Source organism: Sagittula sp. P11 (assembly GCF_002814095.1).
Lineage (GTDB): Bacteria > Pseudomonadota > Alphaproteobacteria > Rhodobacterales > Rhodobacteraceae > Sagittula.
Genome location: NZ_CP021913.1, coordinates 408,885 through 428,043, shown reverse-complemented (window position 1 = coordinate 428,043; position 19,159 = coordinate 408,885). Strand labels below are relative to the sequence as shown.

Below are 19,159 nucleotides of genomic sequence, written 5' to 3'. Positions count from 1 at the left end.
GGCCATTCACGCAGCCGTGCATCACGCCCGTGTCAGGGCACGTCATGGCTGTGTGACACTGCGCAGCCGCAGAAACCGAGTGAAATCAGGGAAACGAAAAAGGGCCCCGAAACAATCGGAGCCCTTTACGTTGTCGGTTCTGACGTAATGTTACAGCAGATCGGGCGGCGTCGCGCTGCGCGACAGCTCGCTCACGATGTCCGTCAGCGATGTTACAGAGGTCTGCTTCTCGCCGAGGCGGCGCACAGTGACCGTCCGCTCCTCGACTTCGCGGTGGCCGATGGCGAGGATGACCGGAACCTTGCCCACGGAATGCTCGCGGACCTTGTAGTTGATCTTCTCGTTGCGGATGTCGGCCTCCGCACGCACACCCGCCTTCCGCAGCTGCTCCGTCACTTCCTGCACGTAATCGTCCGCCTCCGAGGTGATGGAGGCGACGACGACCTGACGCGGGGCCAGCCAGAACGGCAGCTTGCCCGCGTGTTCCTCGATCAGGATGCCGACGAAACGCTCGAACGAGCCCAGCGTTGCCCGGTGCAGCATGAAGGGTCGCGTCTTGTCGCCGTTGGGGGCGATGTAGGACGCGTTCAGCCGCTCGGGCAGGTTGGGGTCGACCTGGAAGGTGCCGCACTGCCAGACCCGGCCGATGGCGTCGGTCAGGTAGAAGTCCAGCTTCGGCCCGTAGAAGGCGCCGTCGCCGGGTTCCAGCGTGTAGGTGCGGCCGGTCTTGCGGATCGCCTCTTCCAGCGCGTTCTCGACGTAGTCCCAGCTTTCCTCGGTTCCGACGCGCTTTTCAGGGCGCGTGGCGAACTTGATCTCGAAGGTCGGGAAGCCGAGCTCGCGGTAGATGTCGGCCAGGAACTCGATGAAGCGCGCGCATTCATCCTCGATCTGGGCCTCGGTGCAGAAGATGTGCGCGTCGTCCTGCGTGAAGCCACGCACCCGCATGATCCCGTGCAGCGCGCCCGAAGGTTCGTACCGCGCGCACGAGCCGAACTCGGCCAGCCTCAGCGGCAGGTCGCGGTAGGACTTGAGGCCCTGATTGAACACCTGCACGTGGCACGGGCAGTTCATCGGCTTCAGCGCGTTGATGCGCGTCTGCTCCTTGTTCTTCGAGGAGGCATCGTCGTTCTCGCCGTCGCGGGACTCGTCCACCTCCACGATGAACATGTGGTGCTGGTACTTGTCCCAGTGGCCCGAGGCCTCCCACAGCTTGCGGTCGACGACCTGCGGCGTGTTGATCTCGTGGTAGCCGCCTGCGCGCTGCTTGCGGCGCATGTAGTCCTGCAGCGTGGTGTAGATCGTCCAGCCGTTCGGGTGCCAGAAGACCTGGCCCGGCGCCTCTTCCTGCATGTGGAAGAGGTCCATCTCGCGGCCCAGCTTGCGGTGGTCGCGCTTTGCGGCCTCCTCCAGCATATTGAGGTGCTTCTTCAGGTCGTCGCGGTTCTTGAACGCGACGCCGTAGATCCGCTGGAGCATCTGCCGCTTGCTGTCGCCGCGCCAGTAGGCCCCCGCCACGCTCATCAGCTTGAAGGCGTCGCCGGGCACCTGCCCGGTGTTCTGAAGGTGCGGCCCGCGGCAGAGATCCTGCCAGTCGCCGTGCCAGTACATGCGGATCGGCTGACCGTCGTCGGGGATCGCGTTGACCAGCTCGACCTTGTAGTTCTCGCCGGTCTTTTCGTAATGCGCGATGGCATCGGCGCGCGACCAGACCTCCGTCCGGACGGGGTCGCGGGCGTTGATGATCTCCTTCATCTTCTTCTCGATGAGGCCGAGATCCTCGGGCGTGAACGGTTCGGCGCGGTCGAAGTCGTAGTACCAGCCGTGTTCGATGACGGGGCCGATGGTGACCTTCACGTCGGGCCAGATCTCCTGCACGGCGCGCGCCATGATATGCGCGAGGTCGTGGCGGATCAGTTCGAGCGCCGGGCCGTCGTCGGCCAGCGTGTTGATCGCGATGGCGGCGTCGGTCTCGATTGGCCACTGAAGATCGTAGTGCGCGCCGTCCACCTGCGCGGAGATCGCCTTCTTGCCAAGGGATTTGGAAATGGAGGCCGCGACTTCGGCAGGCGTCACGCCCTTGTCGAAGTTACGTTGCGAGCCATCTGGGAAAGTCAGGGAAATCTGGGCCATCGGCCATGTCTCCTCGTCGGTTTGGCGCCCACGGAACGCCCGGTTGCGGGTTATGTCGTGCGCTCTCCATGCCGCTGGCGGACAGGGCTGTCAACCGCAGACGCGTACCCGAGAAGGATGGACGACGCATGAGTGACAGCAGCACCGAAGTGTACAACCGGTTGACCGGGGCCGACGACGCGCCCGACCGGGAGGGCCGCAACGGTCTGAAGCACATGATCAGCCTGAGCATGACGAAGATCGCCGATGGCCTGATCGACCCGAAACTGGTGCTGAGCTGGCTGGCGGGCAGCCTCGGAGTGCCTGCGGCGATCACCGGGGCCTTCGTGCCGATCCGCGAGGCCGGCGCGCTTTTGCCGCAGATCGTCATGGCGGGACGGGTTGAGGCGATGCGCCGCCGCAAGTGGGCCTGGGTGGCTGGATCGGTCGGGCAGGGCGCCATGGCCGCGTTGATCGCGCTGGCGGCGCTTTTCCTCGAAGGGCTGGCGGCGGGCCTCGTGATCGCGGGGGCGCTGGTGGTGCTGGCGGCCAGCCGGGCGCTCTGTTCGGTCAGTTACAAGGACATCCTCGGCAAGACTGTCCCCAAGACACGTCGCGGGGCGGTGACAGGCGTTGCGGGATCTGCGGCCTCGCTCGCGGTGCTGGCCTTCGCGGCGCTGCTGATCTTCGGCATCGGGCAGGAGACGACGCCGGTTGTGATCGCCATCGCGCTGGCCGCCGTGCTGTGGCTGGGGGCCGCGGCGCTGTTCTCCTCGCTGGAGGAGAAGCCGTCAGAGGATGCGGGATCTGGCCCGGCCATCAACCTCGCGCCACTGAAAGAGGACCCGCAGTTCCGCCGCTTCATCGCGACGCGCGGCGCGCTGACGGTGACCGCACTGGCGCCGCCGTACTTCGTTCTGCTGGGCGGCGGGCAGGGGGCCTTGCAGGGGCTGGGTGCGCTGCTTCTGGCGTCCTCTGCCGCGTCCTTCGTCTCGAGCTATGTCTGGGGGCGGCTGGCAGACCGGTCGTCGCGCTGGGTGCTGGCGCTGTCGGGCTTCGTCGCGGCGGTCTTCATGGCACTGGCAGTGGGTGCCGAGTTCGCCGGGCTGACGGAAACCGTCTGGGTCGTGCCGCTGGTGCTTTTCGGGCTGATGGTCGCCTATCACGGCGTGCGGCAGGGACGGTCGACCTACCTGGTCGACATGGCGCCGAAGGACGCGCGGTCATCCTATTCCGCACTGGCCAACACGCTGATCGGGACGCTGCTGCTGATCGTCGGCGCACTGGGCGGGGCGCTGGCCGCGCTCGGCCCGCAGGTCGCGCTGGGGGGCTTTGCGCTGCTGTCGCTTTGTGGCGGTATGCTGGCGCTGGGACTTGACGAGGTGGAGCGCACCTGAGTTTCCTGTCCCGGTCGACCGGCGGGGGCATCATGCGCACATTCGAAGAGATCCTTGAAATCGCGGCAGAGCGGAAGGGCGGCCGGGAGGTCGTGCTGGCCGACATGCCGGAGGTGAAGTCCGCAGACGCGCTGGCCGCGATCCCTGACGACCGCTGGCTTGCGCGCATGGCGCAGGGCATCTTCAGTGCCGGGCTGAACTGGAAGGTGGTGGAGAACAAGTGGCCGGGCATCGAGGAGGCCTTCCACGGCTTCGACACCGCCCGCGTCGCCCACATGTCGGAGGACTGGTTCGACGAGCTGATCGCCGACACGCGCATCGTCCGCAGCCCGCCGAAGGTACGGGCCATCCAGCAGAACGCGGTGATGATCCGCGAGATTGCCGAAAAGCACGGCTCTTTCGGGCGCTTCGTGGGGGACTGGCCGACGGAGGATTTCGCCGGCCTCCTGCAATGGTTGCAGAAGGAAGGATCGCGGCTGGGTGGATCAGGCGGCGCCTACATGCTGCGGATGATGGGGCGCGACAGTTACATCCTTTCCGGTTCGGTCGTGGCGCGGCTGAGTGCCGAGGGTGTGGTCGACAAGGCGCCCTCTTCGAAGAAGGCCTGGGCTGCCGTGCAGGAGGCCTTCAACACCTGGCGGCAGGAAAGCGGTCAAAGCCTGACGGCGATCTCGCGCGTGCTGGCGCAAAGCATCGACGGCTGACACGCACACCGCGTTGCACGCAGCGAGAGACGGGCTTGGCTCTAGCGGCGGGATCGCTAGAGTTCGCGGCAACGCAAAGGAGGCAGTTTTGGCAGAGATTTCCCACGTCACGGGGCCGCGCGGCGACACGCTGGCCTATGCAAAGACCGAAGGCAAAGGGCCCTGCATCGTGTTCCTGTCTGGCTACCGTTCGGACATGGAAGGCACGAAGGCCGTGCATCTCGAAGCCTGGGCAAAGGCGCAAGGGCGGGCGTTCCTGCGGCTGGACTACGCGGGCCACGGCGCCTCGGGCGGCGTGTTCGAGGATGGCTGCATCGGCGACTGGGCCGCGGACGCCGAAGCGGTGATCCGGCACGCGGCGCCGGGGCCGGTGCTGCTGGTGGGGTCGTCGATGGGGGGCTGGATCGGGTGCCTGCTGACCCGGCGCCTGCCGGGGGTCACAGGCTTCGTCGGCATCGCCGCAGCCCCGGATTTCACCGAGGACGGCTTCTGGGCTGGCTTCTCCGAGGACGAGCGGCGGCAGGTGATGCAGGAGGGGCAACTGCTGATGCCTTCCGCCTACGAGGACCCTTACGTCGTCACGAAAAAGCTGATCGAGGACGGGCGCCGCAACCTCGTCCTGCGCGCGCCGCTGCCGATGCCGTGGCCCGTGCGGCTGCTGCAGGGGACGGAGGACGAGGCCGTCTCGCGCCAGACGGCCCTGTCGCTGCTCGACCACATCGAGGCCGAGGACCTCCGCCTGACGTTTGTGAAGGGTGCCGACCACCGGTTTTCCACGCCCGAGCGCCTCGCCCTGATCGAGGCCGCCATTGCCGAGATTGCGGGTTGAGGCGGCTCTACTACATCACCCACGCCGATGTGGTGATCGACCCGGACGTCCCGGTGCCGGACTGGGGCCTGTCTGAACGCGGCAAGGCCCGTCACGTGGCCTTTGCCCGCCGCTGCCCGCCCGTGGCGTCGGTCTTCTGTTCGATGGAACGCAAGGCCCGAGAGGGTGCGGCGATTCTGGCTGAGGCACAGGGGCTGGTGCCCCGCGAGGTGCTGAGCCTTGCAGAGAACGATAGGTCCGCCACCGGCTACCTGCCTGGACCAGAGTTCGAGGCGATGGCCGACGCCTTCTTCGCCAACCCGCGAGACACGGTTCGCGGCTGGGAACGGGCCATCGACGCGCAGTACCGCGTGGTCGCGACCCTGAAACGGCTGGTGGCCGAAGCGCCGGAGGGCGACATCGCCGTGGTGGCCCACGGCGGGATCGGCGCGCTGTTCCGTGCGCACCTGACGGGGGCAGGGATCGACCGCTCCCACGACCAACCGCGCGGCGCCGGGGGGAATCTGCTGGTCGTCGGTACGCCGGGGCAGGGGGAGGCGGATGACGGCGCGTGGTGCCTTCTCCGGGACTGGACCGCCATCGACAGCTTCGAGGCGGAGGCCGGGGCATGATCTGGGGCCTGCTGGCGGTTGCGGCGGCAATGGGGCTCTGGCTCGCATTGCGACCGCCGCGCGTGCCCAATGCTGCGTTCGATCCGGTTCTGCTCGAGGGCGGCGTCGATGCCTACCTCGAGGCAGCGGAGGCGCGATTCACGGACATCCGCGAGGGCCTGCAGAAACAGGTGGTCTGGGCGGGCGTGCCCGGCGCGAAGACCGATTGGGTGGTCGTCTACATTCACGGCTTCTCCGCCTCGCTGGGCGAGATCCGCCCGGTGCCGGAACGGGTCGCGGAAGGGCTGGGCGCGAACCTCGTCCTGACCCGCCTTCAGGGCCATGGGCGAAGCGGCGCCGCCATGGGCGAGGCGACGTTCGCGGGATGGATGGAGGATGTCTCCGAGGCGCTGGCCATCGCGCAGGCGGTGGGGCGGCGGACGCTGGTGATCTCCACCTCCACCGGCAGCACGCTGACGGCGCTGACGCTCTACGGGCGTTCGGCGGAAGGTGTGGTCGGCACCATCTTCGTCGCGCCGAATTTCAGACTGCGCAAACGGAAGACCGGGCTGGTGACATGGCCGGGCGCGCGGCTTTGGCTGCCGCTGCTGATCGGGCGGGAGCGGGGATTCACCCCGGCGAACGCGGCGCATGGGCACTTCTGGACCAGCCGCTATCCGTCCGTGGCACTTCTGCCGATGGGCAAGGCCGTCCGGGTGCTGGCGGCGCGAGACCCGGGTCTGCTGAAGACGCCCGCGCTTTTTGTCTTCGACGACCGCGATGCGCTGGTCGACCATGCCCGCACGCGGGAAATGGCGGCGCTCTGGGGCGGACCGGCAGAGGTCTTCGCGGTCGAGACCGGACCCGACGACGACCCCGGACACCATGTCATCGCAGGCGATACGCTGTCGCCCGGCATGACCGCGCCCGTGGCCGCGAAAATGATCGCCTGGGCGCAGGGTCTGGACCGGGCCTCCTGACGCAATCTGTCAGGGCACGCGGGGTAAGGTTCGGCCATGACCGGAGGGAGGCGGCGCACAGCCCCGCCCTACGCACCGACAGTGAAGGAGGACAGGTATGGAACAGCGCATCAGTCTGGTGACCCTCGGGTGCCGGGACATGGAGCGGTTGACCGCTTTTTACGAGACGCTCGGCTGGCAGAGGGCGGAAAGCCCGGAGGGGATCGTGGTCTTCGACCTGATCGGCCAGTCCATCGGCCTCTATCCTCTGGCGGACCTAGCGCGGGACATGGGCGTGCCGGAAGAGCGGCTCGGACACGGCGCGGCGACCTATGCATACAATGTGCGGGAGAAGGGCGAGGTGGCGGAGGTCGTCGACGCGGCCCGCGCCGCCGGGGCAGAGATCCTGAAACAGGCGCATGACGTGTTCTGGGGCGGTCACATCGGCTATTTCGCCGACCCCGAAGGCCATGTCTGGGAAGTGGCCTGGAACCCGGGCGCGCCGCTTCGGTCGGACGGGGCCTTCCGCTGGGCAGGCTATTGAAACCGCTGGCGTTTGGTGCGGATAAATGCGGGCGGGACGGTGCCGAATGAGGCGCCCCCGCAGCATGTGGTCGCTGGAAACGCTGGGCCGTGAACGCCTGTCGGCACATTTCTGGATGCGAGAGTTCCTCTATTCCGAGATCGGCAACTTTCACGCCGTTCCGAACATCCCCGACGATCCGGACCTGGCCCTCGAACGGGGCCGGGCTTTTGCCACGGTCCTGCTCGACCCGCTGGAAGAGACCTTCGGGCGGGTCTTCGTGCGGTCCGGTTTCCGGTCGGCTGAACTGAACCGCTTCGGGAACGCCAATCGCCTGAACTGCGCGCGCAACGACAACCCACTGGAATGCCACATCTGGGACCAGCCGGATGTGGCGGTGGCGGGGGCCTCCGTCGTGATCCCGTGGTTCGCGCGGCGCTATGAGACCGGGCGCGACTGGCGGGATCTGGCGTGGTGGCTGCACGACCATCTGCCCTACTCGGAGATATGGTTCTTTCCCAAGCTCTGCGCCTTCAACCTCGTATGGCGGCCGGAGCCGATCCGGCGGATCGACAGCTATATCGCCCCGAAGGGGAGCCTCCTGAAGGCGGGGGCAGAGCCGGAGGAGGACGCCACGGCACGGGCCGCGCGGTATGCCGATTTCCCGCCGTTCCGGGGCATCGCGCTGCCGGACTGAGGCGCGGCGGGGTGGCTATTCCGGAAGGCGATTAACCCGACATTCAGAGCTAATCTGCGAGACCTGTCCGTTGACGGGCCATGCAGAGGGACCTTCGCCATGATGGGATTCGACAGCCGGTTCCGTGACTTTCCCGATTACCTGCGCGCTGCGGGCCGGGAAATCTGGGAAGGGCGCACGCTCGGCGACGGGCTTGCGGCGTTCTATCATCCCGCGATCATCCGCCGCGATGCGCGCGGCGTCCTGCAGGGGACGGATGCGCTCAGGGCCTCCGGCCTGGCCGAGTTCTATGCCCTGCCGGACCGCCGCCTGCTGACGGAAGACGTGATCTGGAGCGGGTCCGAGAAGCGCGGGATGCTTGGCTCGAAGCGGATGGTCGCGGTGGGCAGGCACATCGGCGACGGACCGTGGGGTCCTGCCAGCGGGGCGCGGCTGCGGTATCGCGTCATGGCGGATCACTTCGCGAAGGCCGGGCGGATCAGCGACGAATGGCAGGTGGTCGATACCGCGGCGCTGCTGGCGCAGACCGGGCAGGACGTGAAGACATGGGCGCGCGCACGGCTGGACGGCCCGGACACCGAAGAGCCGGTCTTCTGCCCGGAGGTCGATGTCCAGGGGCCCTACACCGGGCGCGGCAACGACGACAGCTGGGGGCTGGCGCTGGAGATGGTGGTGGAGCGGCTGATGGCCGGGCACCTGTCCGTGGTTCCCGACCAGTACGATCCCGCCTGTTCCCTGGCCTATCCCGGCGGAGATGTGCGCCACGGCCACGCCGCGGCGGAGCGGTTCTGGCTGGGGCTGCGGCAGTCGTTTCCCTCTGCCAGTTTCGCGGTGCATCACCGGATCGGGCAGGAGACGCCGATGCTCCCCCCGCGCGCCGCCTTGCGCTGGTCGCTGACCGGACGGCACGACGGCTGGGGCGCATTCGGTCGGCCGACCGGGGCGGCTGTGCACGTCTTGGGCATCAGCCACGCGGAATTCGGTCCGGACGGATTGCGCCGCGAATGGACGCTTTACGACAGCGCGGCAGTCTGGATGCAGATACTGGCGTCGGACGGTTGAGGGGGGAAGGGTGATTTCGGTGGGACGTCTTGCAGTTCAGAGTGGGATGGCCGGCGCGTTTCCTGTTTGTCTGGCTGTTCCGCGAGTATGTTCCGCATCTCGGTAAAGTTGTTTCAATTCCAGGCTGAATCGTCCTTGGAGTGTGCGATGGGCCCCGCGACCAAACGCGTACGCCGATCCGATGCCAGACCTATGCGCCAGACCATGGCTGCGATGCCCTCCCGTCAGAGGCCGATTGATTCTGTGGATAAGCGCAAAACGCAGCAGGAGCACGGATTGATGACGCTGAGGAAGTCTTTGATAGATATGGGCAACGCCACATTCCATAGATGAATAGTTGACCGAAACCACTACATGCGCGCATTTTTTGACCCAGCAACAGTTGGGGACGGTTGAAATGGTCAGGTGTGCAGGTGTGTGGGCGGCGGTGGCCGTGCTTTCGGGAACGGCATTCGGTGGGACGGCCATGGCGCAGGAATCATGCGGCGGGCTCTACACCGTGCAGCGCGGCGACTCGCTGTCGCTGATCGCCGACCGGCTTTACAAGGACGTGGGCCAGTGGAGCGCGATCTACCGCACCAACATGGAGATCATCGCCAGCCCGGATGCGATCCGCGTCGGCCAGACCTACCGGATGCCCTGCATCAACGGCCTGCCCGCTGGGCTCGAAGGCGGCGCGCCGGTCCTGCAGACCGCCATCGCCGAACCCCAACCCGTCCGCTCCGCCGAAGAGGTGCAGGCCCAACGCCGGCGCAGCGCCGACGAAAGCCGCAAGGGCGTTGACGTCAGGCTGCTCGCCGGGGACGACTTCAAGCCCTTCACCAACCGTCTGCAGATGTCGTCCGGCATGATCACGGATATCGTCAACCGCGCCTTTGTCGCCAACGACGACACCGGCGCGCACAGGTTCTACTGGGTCAACGACCGCTCCGTGCACCTCGACCCGATGCTGTCCGAGGGGATGGTCGATCTGGCCTTTCCCTGGCGCAAGCCGGACTGCGGCGACGCGACCTCCGCCCTTTGCGCCGACTATGTCTATTCCGAACCGATGTTCGAGATGCTGGTCGTCCTGTTCACCGCCAAGGGGTCGGGCGTGACCTACCAGCAGGAGGCCGACCTCGAAGGCCTGCGGGTCTGCGCGCCGCTGGGGCATGCCGGTGCATCGCGGCAGGGCCAGAGTGCGGGCTACCTCGCCCGCGTCGGCGCCCGCCTGCAGCAGCCTGCGAGTGCCGAGGATTGCTTCATGCGGCTGGTGTCCGGCTCTGCCGATGCGGTGGCGATGAACGAGTTCACCGGCCGCGTGGTGCTGAAGGACATGGGGCTGGGCGACGCGATTGAGCTGCAACTGTCGCGCCCGCTGGCCATCGAGGGGCTGCACGTGGTCGCCCACCGCTCCAATCCTCGGGCCGCGGGGCTGATCGCCGCCTTTAACGACGGGCTGGCCAAGATGCGGGACAGCGGCGAGTATCTGACGGTCATCGACAAGCACATGTCGTCGATCTGGGCGGGGCTCTGATGTTCCTTCTCAGGAGCATCGCCGCGCTGGTCGTGAGCACCTGCGCCGCCGCCGCTGCACAGACCTGCGCGCCGGAGGACTACACGGTGAAGACCGGCGACACGGTCTTTACCATCGCCGAGATGCGGTATGGCGATCCGGAGAAGTGGACGCTGATCTACTATGCCAACGAGGCGGCGCTGCAGGCCTCGGTCTTCCAGGTGGCGCCCGGCGACGTGCTGCGGCTGCCGTGCGCGCCGGGGACGGAGGCTGCCGATGCCACGCCGCTGCGCCGGGACGACGCGGAGCTGAAGCTGCTGACCGGCGGCAACTTCGCGCCCTTCACCGATCAGGACTGGCCGGGGCAGGGCATGATCACCGAGATCGTCAATGCCGCGATGGAGGCGACGCCCGCCCCGGTGACCTATTCCATCACGTGGGAGGACGACTGGTCCGAACACCTCTTTCCCGATCTGGCGGAAAAGACCTTCGACATGGGCTTCCCATGGTACAAGCCCGACTGCGCTGCGACGCCCGGCAACGAGCGCTGCGCGAACTTCCATTTCTCCGATCCGCTGGTGGAGATCCTCGTGCTGCTCTTCGTGCGCGAAGGGGACGGCTTCACCTATGAGAGCGACGCGGACGTCGTGGGCAAGCGGCTCTGCCGGCCGAAGGGGTATTTCACCCACGACCTCGACCGCCCAGGGCGGGAGTGGGTCACGAAAGGGCTGATCGATCTCGTGCAGGCCGACAGTCCGCAGGCCTGTTTCCAAGCGCTGATGGATGGCGACGTGGATGCGGTGACGGTCAACGTCTTCCTCGGCGCGCAGACCATCGAGGAGATGGGGCTGAGGGGCCGCGCGGTGCCGCTGGACAAGCCGCTGGCCACCGAAGGCTTGCATGTCATCATCTCGAAGACGCACTGGCGGGGGACGACCTTCCTCTATCGCTTCAACGCGGGGCTGGCGGCGCTGAAGGACAGCGATCGCTACAGCCAGATCGTGTCGCGGCACCTCGGGGTCTTCTGGGACCAGATCAAGACGCAGTGAAACGGGGCCGTTGCCCGAAGGGAGCGACGACCGGCTGATTTGGACCCAGCGCGCACGGTCGTGCGTATGTGTGCGCGTCCGGGAGGCCGTATTCTGGCGCGTGTCAGGGAAGCGGCAAGGTCGGTCGCAGGGGGTGGCTGTTCGTGCGCCGGAGGGTGCAAGGGTTCGCAAGGCGCATCTGCCTCCCTCGCGGCACCCGATACCGACAGGCGACGTCGGCGATTGCCCGCCCGCGCCGGCGCCGGACCCCCTCTTTTCCCTGCTGCCGTGTCTGATAGGGTCGCCGCCGCAGGGATCGGCTTCGTATGGGGTGCAAGCGTGACGACAACAGGCGGCGGGCAAGGGTGCAGGGTCGCACATGCGTGAGGCCATTGTCTTCCTGCCGGATATGCTGTGCGACGCCCGCCTGTTCGGACCGCAGCTTGCGGATCTGTCGCGCAGCCGCGCGGTCATGGCCGCGCCGCTGACTGAGGGCGAGCGGATCGAGGAGATCGCCTCGGCGCTGCTCGACGTGCTCCCGAAGCGCTGCGCGCTGGCGGGGCAGGGGCTGGGCGGCATCGTCGCGATCGAGATCGTCCGGCGGGCGCCGGACCGGGTGTCGCGGCTGTGCCTCATGGACACCACGCCGCTGGCCGACACGCCGCAGCAGGCGGCCGAGCGGGACCCGCTGATCGTGCGCGCGCGGGCCCGCACCGGCAAGGTCGAGACGGTCTTTGCGGAGGCGCTGCGCCTGTCGGAACTTGCCCCCGGACCGTGGCGCGGCGAGATATCGGCACTCCTGAAAGAAATGGCCACGGGCCTCGGCGTGGAGGTCATGACGCGCCAGATCCGTGCGCTCCAGCGCCGCCGCGACCAGCAAGGCACCCTGCGCCGCATCGCCGTGCCGACCATGGTCATGTGCGGCGCCGCCAACCGTCAGTTGCCGGTCAAGCGGCATGAATTCATGGCAGAGCTGATCCGCGGCGCCACCTTGCGGGTGATCGAGGGGGCCGCCCACATGGCGGTGCTGGAACAGCCCGACGCCGTGGCCGATGCCTTGTCAGAGTGGCTGTCCATGCCGCTGGTCCTGCGCTGAACATAGACCGACAGTCACGGGCGGCCACGGGCGGGATTGCCAAGCCCCGCCGCCCCGCCTATGTCGGGCGCGCGTGGAGGGCCGGACGGCCGCCTTGGGGAAACCCAGGGAGGAAAGTCCGGACTCGCCAAAGCGCCGGTGCCGGGTAACGCCCGGGCAGGGCAACCTGACGGAAAGCGCCACAGAAAACAGACCGCCTGCCGCCCGTCGGCAGGTAAGGGTGAAACGGTGGGGTAAGAGCCCACCGGGGGGATGGCAACATCGCCCGCTTGGCAAGCCCCACCGGGAGCAATGCCGTGTAGGGACCTCGCGTCCGGCTGATCCCGCTTGCGGGATATCGGGACAGGGCGGCTTTGGCCCGAGAGGTCCGGGTTGGCAGCTAGAGCCGCGCGGCAACGTGCGGCCCAGAGGAATGGTCGTCTGAGGGGGCAACCCCGACAACAGAATCCGGCTTACAGGCCCTCCACGCATCACCGGCCCGCGCGCCGGGACAGGCCGCCGGTCGCCTGCCGGACAACGCTCGCCGACAAACTGTCACGAGACGGTTGACTCGGGCCGCGCAGTAAGTAAAAGGCGGGCTTCATACGAATTTCACGCGCGGCGCCCCGCGTGTTGCAGGAGACGACCAATGGCGAAGCCGACCACGATCAAGATCCGCCTGAACTCGACCGCAGGCACCGGCCACTTCTACGTGACCAAGAAGAACGCGCGTACCATGACCGAGAAGATGACCATCCGGAAGTTCGACCCGGTTGCGCGCAAGCACGTCGAATACAAGGAAGGCAAGATCAAGTAATCCTGCCCCTTTCCGGTACGACCCACAAAGGCCGCGACGGTGTATCCGCGCGGCTTTTTTCGTGTCTTTGATGCATTTTTCTGCAACAGCGAAATGGTCTTGACCGGTTCGGTCTACCGTTGCATACTGTTAACATATTGATTTCACGTCATAACGGGCTTTCCCATTCTGCATTGGTCCTCCGCTGCGCGTTCTGTCATGCTGCAATGCAGAATTTTGGCGCCTGGCAACCGGCCTGGCGCTTCGCAGAAAACTGGAGAAATCGATATGTTCCGCACGCTTGCACTCACCGCGCTTGTTTCCCTTCCCGTCGCCGCCGCAGCCGAGACCGTCACCCTCGACACGCCGATGGCCGGTGCCACGCTGCACCAGTCCACGACCGACATGTCCGTCTACTGGACCAAGGCAGGCGAGACCTTCGAGGTCGTCGGCTACTACGCCGCGCGCAACGATGCGGACGATCAGGGCCGCATCATCATGGCGCTGGCGGACGGCGACTCTGTCACCTTCGGCCTGCCGGGTCACGTCGGGCAGCTTTACAGCTTTGCCCGCGAGGGCGACGCGCTGACCGTGTCCACCCGCAACACCATGGTTCAGGAACTGGCGCTGAATTGAATCGATCCGGCCGGCGCCCCACGAGGGCGCCGGTTGTGATTTGCCAGGCCGGCCGGATCCCGGAATACTCCGACACCGGAGGCAGGGATTTGGCCGAGCAGATCACCATACGCCCAGCGACACGGCAGGACATCTCCCGGCTGGACGACCTCTATCGCCGCAGCTACGCCCGGCTTTTGGCGGCAGACTATCCCCCCTCGACACTTGTCTTTGCCTTGCCCGCCATCGCGCGCGCACAGCCGGAGCTGATCGCCTCCGGCCTGTACTTCGTCGCGGAAAGCGGAACGGCCCTGCTGGGGGCTGGCGGCTGGTCGCGGGCCATGCCCGGTGGGGCGGGGCGTGTGCCGGGCGTGGGATACGTCCGCCACCTCGCCACGGACCCTGACGCCGTCCGCAAGGGAATCGGCACGCGGCTCATGACACATGTCATCCGCGACGCGTGGGGCGCGGGCATCCGTGTGCTGCACTGCAAGAGCACTCTGACCGCCACGCCCTTCTACAAGTCGCTCGGCTTCCGCAGCATCGGCGACAGCGCCATGACCTTCGGCGGCGGCGTGGCGTTTCCGGTCACCCTGCTGTCGCTGCCCTTGTGATCCTCGGGATCTTTCAGAACGGATCGTCGGACGGGTTGCCGTCGAGGTCGGTCCAGCGCGTCTGGCCCCCGTCGAGATGCTTGGCGCGCCCCGTGTCGGTGTATGTCACCGTGTCGCGCGTGGCACGGGTGCCAACGACGAGGTAGCGGGCAGGGGCGTCGCTGCGGTTGTCCAGCCGGTGACCGACCGCCACGCCCGCCTTGAACGTCGCCGTATCGCCCGCCCGGAGCGTCGCTTCGCTGTCGCCCTCGACCAGCACGACCTCGCCCTCCAGCATGTGGACCAATTCGTCCTCGTCGGTATGCCAGTGCGTGTTAGAGGACCTTGCACCGGGATACAGCGTCTCGATCACCGCGCCGAACTGCGTCAGGCCGCCTGTGTCGGACAGCTTCACGATATCCGCGCGACCGCAGGGACCGTCGCTCTGCTCCGTCACAAGATCGTCTTTGGTCCACTTCGGCACCTGAGCCTCCAGTCTTCAATCCGTCAGCCACGCCGGGCTGTTTCGATGGCGGCGACGTCGATCTTGTGCATCGTCATCATCGCCTCGAACGCGCGCTTCGCTTCGTCGCCGCCGGCTGCCAGCGCCTCCGTCAGCACGCGCGGGGTGATCTGCCAGTTCACGCCCCATTGATCTTTGCACCAGCCGCAGGCGCTTTCCTGACCGCCGTTTCCGACGATAGCGTCCCAGTAGCGGTCTGTCTCTTCCTGCGTGTTCGTGGCCACCTGGAAGGAGAAGGACTCCGTCTGCGGAAAGACCGGGCCGCCGTTCAGCCCGATGCAGGGAATGCCCAGCACGGTGAAACCGACGACCAGCACGTCGCCTTCCTTGCCGCCGGGAAAGTCGGCTGGCGCGCGGCTGACAGAGGTGACCTCGCTGTCGGGGAAGGTCTGCGCGTAGAAGTTGGCGGCGCCTTCCGCGTCGTTGTCGTACCAGAGGCAGACGGTGTTCTTCGCAATTGTCATCTGGAATGCTCCCGGCGATGATATTTAGTTGATGTCAACATAAGTGTCGCGCGATGTGCAACGGGAAGATGGGCCGGGCAACGAAAAAGGGCCGGTCGCTGGACCGGCCCTTCGTTCAATTCAGTGGATCTTGCGATCAGTCGTCGCCGCCCATGAAGAGATACATGATCGAGCGGAACATCGCGATGAACGAGATGTAGAGCTGCAGCGCGCCGATGATCGCGGCTTTCTCGAGGAACAGCTGTGCCTCAGGGCCGCCGTGGGTGCGCGCCTCGAGGTAGGTGTTCTTGATCTCCTGCGTGGAGGTTGCGGTCAGGACCGCGAACAAGCCGAGGATCGCCACGTTCATCCACCAGAAGGCGTTGCCGCCCATGCCACCGAACAGCATGCTGATCAGCGCGAAGGCGACGAGGCCCCACACCATCATCACGGCGACCTGGTGGATCGGGCCGAGGTTGCGCTTTGTCAGGTAGCCGGTCAGCGACAGGCCGAGGAACGCGACAGCGGTATAGGCGAGGCCGGTGATGACCTGCATCATGTCGAACATGATGAAGATCGTGGCCAGCGACACACCGGTCAGGGCCGCGTAGGCCCAGAAGAGAGCGTTCAGCGCGACGACGGACAGCTTGTGGAACGCGAAAGACGCGATCAACACGAAGGCCAGCGGGCCGAAAATCACGACCCAGACCACCGGCGAGACCAGCAGAACCTGCTGAAGGGCCGGGCTGGATGCCACGAGGTAAGCCAGCGCGAACGTCATCAGCAGCGCGCCGGACATCAGCGCGTAGACCTTGTTCATATGAGCGCGCAGCCCCTCGTCAATCTGGGCGCTGCGGGCACCGGATACGCCCCGTGCCCCGATCGTTTGATATTCAGCCATCAATGCCTCCGTTTGCGTACATATCGCCCCGACACGCTATTCGGGGAACATGGCAGAGATATTGGCAGAGAGGCATGAATATTCAAGCTTTCGAGAGGTCTTGGGACATAACATACGCGTCAGATGCGCCAAAAAGGCGGTGCATTCCACCGGACGGGGTGTTCGTACCCTTCGTAGCGGTTCACTTCACGCAGGTCGGTGGCGTTCAGGCGGGTCCGGCCGCGGCCTTCGGCACGGGGCAGAAGCGCACGAAAATAGCGCTCGGCGGCATGATACATGGCGTCGTCTTTCAGAAGCTGTGATGTGTTCGGGTGTGTCGATAATTTTCTGTTGATGAATTTGGCACAGTCTGCTTGATATTCGAAGTGAATGTTTTTGCATCCTCCCATCACGGAGCGTAATGGATGAGAAATCTCGACATCACCGTTCTGAGGTCCTTCGTCGCCGTCGCAGAGGCCGGCGGCGTGACGCGCGCCGCTGGTTTCCTGAACCTGACGCAATCCGCCGTGTCGATGCAGCTCAAACGGCTGGAGGAGATGCTGGGCCTCCGGCTGCTGGAACGCAGCGGGCGCGGTGTCAGCCTGACCCCGGCGGGCGCGCAGCTTCTGTCCTACGCGCAGCGCATGGTGGAGATGAACGACGAGATCTACACCCGCCTGACCTGCCAGAGCTGGGAGGGAGAGATCGTCCTGGGCGTGCCGCACGACATCGTCTACCCGGTGATTCCGCAGGTTCTGCAACGGATGGGCCGCACGCACCCCCGCGTGAAGGTCCAGCTTCTCAGCAGCTTCACCAGGGAACTGAAGGCGAAGTTCGCCCGCGGCGAGGCGGATGTCATCATGACGACGGAGGCCGGCGTCGACCAGGGCGGCGAGACTCTGATGGAGGTGCCGCTGCGCTGGATCGGGGCTCCGGACGGGCAGGCCTACAAGTCACGTCCGCTGCGCGTGGCCTTCTGCCGGTCCTGCGGGTTCCGGGAATTCGCGCTGGCGCGGCTCGATGCAGAGAATGTCTCGTGGGAGCTGGCGGTGGATTCGGACAGCGACATGACGGTGGATGCGACGATCAGCGCCGACCTCGCGGTGACCGCGCGGTTGCAGGGCCACGCGCCGACCTACGTGAAATATCTCGAAGATGGGCTGTTGCCCGACCTCGGCACGCAGAACATCAACCTATACGCCGGGAACGGCAAGACCGCGATCACCGAGGTGATGGTCGACTATATCCGGCAGGGCATGATGGCCGTGCGCGGGCTGTCCCGCGACGCCGCCTGATCTCAGACGCCGACGTCGGGGCCGTAGCACATCATCGGTTCATCGTTCTGGCGCGCCTCGTAGAGGACGGTGGAGGACGGATCGTTCTCGAACACGGCGCGCAGCTTGCTGCCCTCGCGGAAGAAGGTCCAGCATTGCGGGTCGGGGCTGTCCTCGTAGACGAAACAGATCTGCGAACCCTCGGCCTCGTACCAGTAACCTTCCTTGCATTTGCCATCGAGGAAGGACCAGCGCACGCGGCGGTTGGGCAGGTATTCCTCGACCCCGTAGGCATCGCCCGAAAGGCCGTAGTACAGCGTCTTGCCGTCCACGTAGCTTTCGAAGGCATTGGCCGACAGCGGCTCGGCGGCGAATGCGGGGGCAGCGGAGAGGGCAAGCGCCAGCGCGCCGGACAGGATCTGTTTCATGCCCCAATCCTGCCACATTTGCCGCCGGAGGCAAGGTCAGGGATTACCGAATGGTTAAAGCCATGGCGACCGTGGGCGGAGGATCGCCCGGCCGCGCGTCAGGCGGTCTGCCAGCGGCGCACGCGCTTGTCCATGACGCGGCGCCAGAGCGGCGGGACCAGCGCAAGGACTGCCATGACGGGCAGCGAATGCGGTAGGATCGGCATGGCGGAACGGTCCAGTTCCAGCCCGGGGTAGTGCCGCGACGGATGCGCGTGGTGGTCGGAGTGACGCGGCGCGTTCAGCATCAGCGCCGACGAAAAGCCCTGTGGCGCGTTCCAGCTGTGGGCGGGGCCGACGGGTTCATACTTGCCCGGCGCCACCTCCTTGCGGCGCAGGCCATAGTGCTGGACGTAATCCGACAGCAGCAGTTGCGCCTGCGCGTAGGCCGCGAGCCCGAGCAGCACCAGAACGCCCGGCAACCCCGCAACGGCCCCGGCGATCACCAGCGACAACACCGCGCCAAGGCCATAGGCCGCATAGGGGTGCGACAGACCCCGGCGACCCAGCCGCCGCTCTGCCCGGAACCCTTCGACCAGTGCGCCGCGCCAGGCCCGCATGGCGAAGCGCCAGTAGCCTTCGCCCATGGGGGCTGAGTTGGGATCCTTCGGCGTGGCGGCATGGACGTGGTGCACGCGAGTATGCGCAGAGGCATGGAAACCGAACAACACCGAGGAATAGACCGCCACCCCCAACCGCCGCATGGCGCGGGGCGAGCGGTGGATCAGCTCGTGCGCGTTCGAGTTCGACACCTGGCCGAGGAACAGACCCAGCGCCGCGAACAGGCAAACCGTGTCCAAGACGGATATGGCGCCCTCTGCGATCGCCCAAACGCCACCGTAAAGCAGCGGAAAGTGCAGCAGGCCAAGCGTCACCGACAGCGCGTTCCCCACCGGGAACTCCGCCTCCGGCCGGTCCGGCGCGGCTAGGGCCGTCAGCTTGTCCATGAAGAAGGTGAAGACGGTGATGTAGAGCAAGCCCAGTACCGGGAAGGGCGCACCGAGAGCCATGGCCAGCGCCAGAAGCGCCACCATGCCCAGCGTCGCGAGTGTGAATCGTGCCATCATTGCCCCCGGAACGCTGCCCGATACCATTGG

General features: G+C 66.4%; 22 protein-coding genes and 1 other RNA gene. 16 read left to right on the top strand and 7 right to left on the bottom strand.

The features are described from left to right. Positions 1-150: 150 nt before the first annotated feature. Entirely contained in the window at positions 151-2,133 is a 1,983-nt protein-coding gene (gene thrS, locus CDO87_RS02095; RefSeq protein ID WP_100927221.1) for a threonine--tRNA ligase, read from the bottom strand. A gap of 128 nt (positions 2,134-2,261) precedes the next feature. Here thrS and CDO87_RS02090 point away from each other — a divergent pair, with 128 nt between their 5' ends. The 15 genes from CDO87_RS02090 (at position 2,262) to CDO87_RS02020 (ending at position 14,496) form a co-directional block, all read left to right on the top strand. After that, positions 2,262-3,509, top strand: coding sequence for an MFS transporter (locus tag CDO87_RS02090; protein WP_100927220.1), 1,248 nt, complete (start codon positions 2,262-2,264; stop codon positions 3,507-3,509). A 32-nt stretch (positions 3,510-3,541) separates the two neighbouring features. Beyond that, complete coding sequence (locus CDO87_RS02085; RefSeq protein WP_100927219.1) at positions 3,542-4,213, top strand: DNA-3-methyladenine glycosylase I; 672 nt, start codon at positions 3,542-3,544, stop codon at positions 4,211-4,213. 88 nt (positions 4,214-4,301) lie between these two features. Further along, positions 4,302-5,042: a carboxylesterase gene (locus CDO87_RS02080; protein ID WP_100927218.1), complete on the top strand. Its 741-nt coding sequence runs from the start codon at positions 4,302-4,304 to the stop codon at positions 5,040-5,042. After that, positions 5,039-5,653: a histidine phosphatase family protein gene (locus CDO87_RS02075; protein WP_100927217.1), complete on the top strand. Its 615-nt coding sequence runs from the start codon at positions 5,039-5,041 to the stop codon at positions 5,651-5,653. The genes CDO87_RS02080 and CDO87_RS02075 overlap by 4 nt, the downstream gene beginning before the upstream one ends. After that, positions 5,650-6,612, top strand: coding sequence for a carboxylesterase (locus CDO87_RS02070; RefSeq protein ID WP_100927216.1), 963 nt, complete (start codon positions 5,650-5,652; stop codon positions 6,610-6,612). The genes CDO87_RS02075 and CDO87_RS02070 overlap by 4 nt, the downstream gene beginning before the upstream one ends. 97 nt (positions 6,613-6,709) lie before the next feature. Further along, positions 6,710-7,135: a VOC family protein gene (locus CDO87_RS02065; RefSeq protein ID WP_100927215.1), complete on the top strand. Its 426-nt coding sequence runs from the start codon at positions 6,710-6,712 to the stop codon at positions 7,133-7,135. A 64-nt stretch (positions 7,136-7,199) separates the two neighbouring features. Further along, a complete protein-coding gene (locus tag CDO87_RS02060; RefSeq protein WP_100927214.1) occupies positions 7,200-7,811 on the top strand; it encodes a hypothetical protein in 612 nt (203 codons plus the stop codon). Positions 7,812-7,910: 99 nt separating this feature from the next. After that, complete coding sequence (locus CDO87_RS02055) at positions 7,911-8,873, top strand: ester cyclase (protein WP_100927213.1); 963 nt, start codon at positions 7,911-7,913, stop codon at positions 8,871-8,873. 466 nt (positions 8,874-9,339) lie between these two features. Continuing rightward, a complete protein-coding gene (locus CDO87_RS02050; RefSeq protein WP_198521804.1) occupies positions 9,340-10,389 on the top strand; it encodes a LysM peptidoglycan-binding domain-containing protein in 1,050 nt (349 codons plus the stop codon). Next, positions 10,389-11,417, top strand: coding sequence for a transporter substrate-binding domain-containing protein (locus tag CDO87_RS02045; RefSeq protein WP_100927211.1), 1,029 nt, complete (start codon positions 10,389-10,391; stop codon positions 11,415-11,417). The genes CDO87_RS02050 and CDO87_RS02045 overlap by 1 nt, the downstream gene beginning before the upstream one ends. A gap of 358 nt (positions 11,418-11,775) precedes the next feature. Then, the gene (locus CDO87_RS02040; RefSeq protein ID WP_100927210.1) at positions 11,776-12,492 is read left to right on the top strand and encodes an alpha/beta fold hydrolase; all 717 of its coding nucleotides are present in this window, start codon (positions 11,776-11,778) and stop codon (positions 12,490-12,492) included. Between the two features lie 73 nt (positions 12,493-12,565). Continuing rightward, an RNA gene (rnpB, locus tag CDO87_RS02035) (RNase P RNA component class A) lies at positions 12,566-12,963 on the top strand. 157 nt (positions 12,964-13,120) lie between these two features. Continuing rightward, the gene (gene rpmG / locus CDO87_RS02030; RefSeq protein WP_005856346.1) at positions 13,121-13,288 is read left to right on the top strand and encodes a 50S ribosomal protein L33; all 168 of its coding nucleotides are present in this window, start codon (positions 13,121-13,123) and stop codon (positions 13,286-13,288) included. 267 nt (positions 13,289-13,555) lie between these two features. Then, positions 13,556-13,903, top strand: a complete 348-nt coding sequence (locus CDO87_RS02025) for a hypothetical protein (protein WP_100927209.1) — start codon at positions 13,556-13,558, stop codon at positions 13,901-13,903. 89 nt (positions 13,904-13,992) lie between these two features. After that, a complete protein-coding gene (locus CDO87_RS02020) occupies positions 13,993-14,496 on the top strand; it encodes a GNAT family N-acetyltransferase (protein WP_100927208.1) in 504 nt (167 codons plus the stop codon). Between the two features lie 13 nt (positions 14,497-14,509). Here the strand turns inward: CDO87_RS02020 and CDO87_RS02015 are convergent, their stop codons facing one another. From CDO87_RS02015 to CDO87_RS26645, 4 genes are all read right to left on the bottom strand, one after another. Further along, positions 14,510-14,959, bottom strand: coding sequence for a cupin domain-containing protein (locus CDO87_RS02015; protein WP_100927207.1), 450 nt, complete (start codon positions 14,957-14,959; stop codon positions 14,510-14,512). Positions 14,960-14,982: 23 nt separating this feature from the next. After that, entirely contained in the window at positions 14,983-15,462 is a 480-nt protein-coding gene (locus tag CDO87_RS02010) for a VOC family protein (RefSeq protein ID WP_100927206.1), read from the bottom strand. A gap of 136 nt (positions 15,463-15,598) precedes the next feature. Next, a complete protein-coding gene (locus CDO87_RS02005) occupies positions 15,599-16,342 on the bottom strand; it encodes a Bax inhibitor-1/YccA family protein (protein ID WP_100927205.1) in 744 nt (247 codons plus the stop codon). 119 nt (positions 16,343-16,461) lie between these two features. After that, positions 16,462-16,620, bottom strand: a complete 159-nt coding sequence (locus tag CDO87_RS26645) for a hypothetical protein (protein WP_157814893.1) — start codon at positions 16,618-16,620, stop codon at positions 16,462-16,464. Positions 16,621-16,746: 126 nt separating this feature from the next. Here CDO87_RS26645 and CDO87_RS02000 point away from each other — a divergent pair, with 126 nt between their 5' ends. Beyond that, positions 16,747-17,616, top strand: a complete 870-nt coding sequence (locus tag CDO87_RS02000) for a LysR family transcriptional regulator (protein WP_100927204.1) — start codon at positions 16,747-16,749, stop codon at positions 17,614-17,616. Positions 17,617-17,618: 2 nt separating this feature from the next. Here the strand turns inward: CDO87_RS02000 and CDO87_RS01995 are convergent, their stop codons facing one another. Continuing rightward, on the bottom strand, positions 17,619-18,023 hold the full coding sequence (locus CDO87_RS01995) for a hypothetical protein (protein WP_100927203.1): 405 nt from the start codon (positions 18,021-18,023) through the stop codon (positions 17,619-17,621). Positions 18,024-18,121: 98 nt separating this feature from the next. Next, a complete protein-coding gene (locus CDO87_RS01990; protein ID WP_100930804.1) occupies positions 18,122-19,126 on the bottom strand; it encodes an alkane 1-monooxygenase in 1,005 nt (334 codons plus the stop codon). Positions 19,127-19,159: the final 33 nt, after the last annotated feature.

Excerpts from the sequence above, each read along its gene's own strand:
- thrS (WP_100927221.1), bottom strand. The coding sequence starts at position 2,133 with ATGGCCCAGATTTCCCTGACTTTCCCAGATGGCTCGCAACGTAACTTC.
- CDO87_RS02090 (WP_100927220.1), top strand. The coding sequence starts at position 2,262 with ATGAGTGACAGCAGCACCGAAGTGTACAACCGGTTGACCGGGGCCGAC.
- CDO87_RS02085 (WP_100927219.1), top strand. The coding sequence starts at position 3,542 with ATGCGCACATTCGAAGAGATCCTTGAAATCGCGGCAGAGCGGAAGGGC.
- CDO87_RS02070 (WP_100927216.1), top strand. The coding sequence starts at position 5,650 with ATGATCTGGGGCCTGCTGGCGGTTGCGGCGGCAATGGGGCTCTGGCTC.
- CDO87_RS02065 (WP_100927215.1), top strand. The coding sequence starts at position 6,710 with ATGGAACAGCGCATCAGTCTGGTGACCCTCGGGTGCCGGGACATGGAG.
- CDO87_RS02060 (WP_100927214.1), top strand. The coding sequence starts at position 7,200 with ATGTGGTCGCTGGAAACGCTGGGCCGTGAACGCCTGTCGGCACATTTC.
- CDO87_RS02055 (WP_100927213.1), top strand. The coding sequence starts at position 7,911 with ATGATGGGATTCGACAGCCGGTTCCGTGACTTTCCCGATTACCTGCGC.
- CDO87_RS02050 (WP_198521804.1), top strand. The coding sequence starts at position 9,340 with ATGGCGCAGGAATCATGCGGCGGGCTCTACACCGTGCAGCGCGGCGAC.
- CDO87_RS02045 (WP_100927211.1), top strand. The coding sequence starts at position 10,389 with ATGTTCCTTCTCAGGAGCATCGCCGCGCTGGTCGTGAGCACCTGCGCC.
- CDO87_RS02040 (WP_100927210.1), top strand. The coding sequence starts at position 11,776 with ATGCGTGAGGCCATTGTCTTCCTGCCGGATATGCTGTGCGACGCCCGC.
- rpmG (WP_005856346.1), top strand. The coding sequence starts at position 13,121 with ATGGCGAAGCCGACCACGATCAAGATCCGCCTGAACTCGACCGCAGGC.
- CDO87_RS02025 (WP_100927209.1), top strand. The coding sequence starts at position 13,556 with ATGTTCCGCACGCTTGCACTCACCGCGCTTGTTTCCCTTCCCGTCGCC.
- CDO87_RS02010 (WP_100927206.1), bottom strand. The coding sequence starts at position 15,462 with ATGACAATTGCGAAGAACACCGTCTGCCTCTGGTACGACAACGACGCG.
- CDO87_RS02005 (WP_100927205.1), bottom strand. The coding sequence starts at position 16,342 with ATGGCTGAATATCAAACGATCGGGGCACGGGGCGTATCCGGTGCCCGC.
- CDO87_RS26645 (WP_157814893.1), bottom strand. The coding sequence starts at position 16,620 with ATGTATCATGCCGCCGAGCGCTATTTTCGTGCGCTTCTGCCCCGTGCC.
- CDO87_RS02000 (WP_100927204.1), top strand. The coding sequence starts at position 16,747 with ATGAGAAATCTCGACATCACCGTTCTGAGGTCCTTCGTCGCCGTCGCA.
- CDO87_RS01995 (WP_100927203.1), bottom strand. The coding sequence starts at position 18,023 with ATGAAACAGATCCTGTCCGGCGCGCTGGCGCTTGCCCTCTCCGCTGCC.
- CDO87_RS01990 (WP_100930804.1), bottom strand. The coding sequence starts at position 19,126 with ATGGCACGATTCACACTCGCGACGCTGGGCATGGTGGCGCTTCTGGCG.